The 1,584-nt window shown below is 76.9% G+C and carries 2 protein-coding genes; both read right to left on the bottom strand.

Translation table 11 applies throughout. The features are described from left to right. On the bottom strand, positions 1-481 hold a 481-nt coding region (locus ABD811_RS37870; RefSeq protein WP_344957450.1), incomplete at its 3' end, for an adenosylcobinamide-GDP ribazoletransferase. Then, positions 478-1,422, bottom strand: coding sequence for a bifunctional adenosylcobinamide kinase/adenosylcobinamide-phosphate guanylyltransferase (locus ABD811_RS37865; RefSeq protein ID WP_344957448.1), 945 nt, complete (start codon positions 1,420-1,422; stop codon positions 478-480). The genes ABD811_RS37870 and ABD811_RS37865, both read right to left, overlap by 4 nt. Positions 1,423-1,584: the final 162 nt, after the last annotated feature.

The raw sequence follows: 1,584 nt of genomic DNA, 5'->3' as shown, positions 1-1,584 counted from the left end.
CGGGACGCGCGCACGGCACCCCGGTCCGGCACGCCCAGGGCAGGGCGAGCCGCCCGGCGACCGCGGCGACCAGCACGGCCGCGACCGCGTCCGGTGCCGTCGCCAGCGCCGTGACCTGCACCAGCAGCGCCAGCAGCAGGGTCACCACGCCGAACGGGCCGATGTCGGACCGCTTCATGACGTCCAGGGCGGCGTCGGCGGGACGGCGGCTGCCCAGCCCGTCGGCCAGGTCGGCCAGCCCGTCCAGGTGCAGCGCCCGGGTCAGCACGGCCGTCGCGGCCACGGCCAGCGCCGCCCGCGGCGGCGCGGCCAGCCCGGCCAGATCGCCCGCGAGCAGCACCGCCGCCGCGCCGCCGCCGACGATCAGCCCGGTCAGCGGGGCGGCCAGCATGGCGCGTCCGGCGGTGCGCCGGTCCACCGGCCCGGCCGGCAGCGGGACGACGGTCAGCAGCGTGACCGCCAGCCGCAGCGCCGCGCTCACCCGAGCTCCAGCACGCGCCCCGCCACGACCAGCGCGGCCTCCTCCGACTCGGCGGCGAGCCGCTGGTTGAGACGGCCCAGCAGGTCGCGGAACGCGCGCCCGGAGGACGTGGCCGGCACCAGCGACAGCCCGACCTCGTCGGACACGGCGACCACATGGGCGGACGCGCCGCGCCACGCCTCGACCAGCTCGTCCAGACGGGGCTGTACGGCGTCGGGGGCGTCCCAGGCGCCGGCCTCGTCGATCACCGCGGCCAGCCAGGTTCCGATGCCGTCCACCAGCACGGCGCCCTCGGCGGCGCCGAGCACCCGCGCCAGGTCGGTGGTCTCCTCCGTCCGCCACCAGGAGGGACGGCGCTTCCTGTGGGCCTCGATGCGGGCGTTCCATTCGGGGTCGTCGGCAGCGGTGCTGCCTGTGGCGACGTATGTCACGCGGGGGTGGGCGGCCAGGCGCAGCTCGGCCTCGGCCGACTTGCCTGACCTGGCCCCGCCCAGCAGCAGCAGGCGGTACGGGCCGTCCTGGGGGCGCAGCCAGTACTTCAGTCGGCGTTCCAACTCGTCCGGCGAGGAGATCCGGTGGTCGACGTGTACGGCGCGCACATCCGTCGCCGGGGTGACGGCCCCGGTGTGACGCAGCCGGCCCAGGTGATCCGGGCAGCCCACCAGGTCCAGAAGCGCGGCGTCGTAGACCGCCCCGTCGACCGGCTCGGGACGCGCACCGGGCCCGGACGCCACCAGGACGCGGCCACCGCGCGGGCCCGTCACGTCCCAGCCTCCGGGGACCTCCCGCCGCGCGCACTGATCCAGCGGCACGCCGTCCACCACCACATGGGTCGGCGCGTAGCGCACCCCGGCGGCGCGCAGACGGTTACAGGACGCGCACCGGCATCCGGACGCGGGCCAGCCGTCCGGTCCCGCGACGCCACGCAGATCGATCTCCATCGTGGAGGAGAACTCTACGGGCCCGCCATCGTTCTCCCCGCCCCGGCTACGCTCCAGGTGGCAAGACCACTGAACGGTGAGGAGACCCGTGGCCAACCCCCCGAACTCCCCTTGGCCCCCGGGCGGGCAGCCGCCCGGCGCGTTCCCCCCGCCGCCCCATGG

The sequence above is a fragment of the Actinomadura miaoliensis genome (genome assembly GCF_039536785.1).
Lineage (GTDB): Bacteria > Actinomycetota > Actinomycetes > Streptosporangiales > Streptosporangiaceae > Spirillospora > Spirillospora miaoliensis.
The sequence above is the reverse complement of the archived record's forward strand: the minus strand, read 5'-3'. Positions and strand labels throughout refer to the sequence as shown.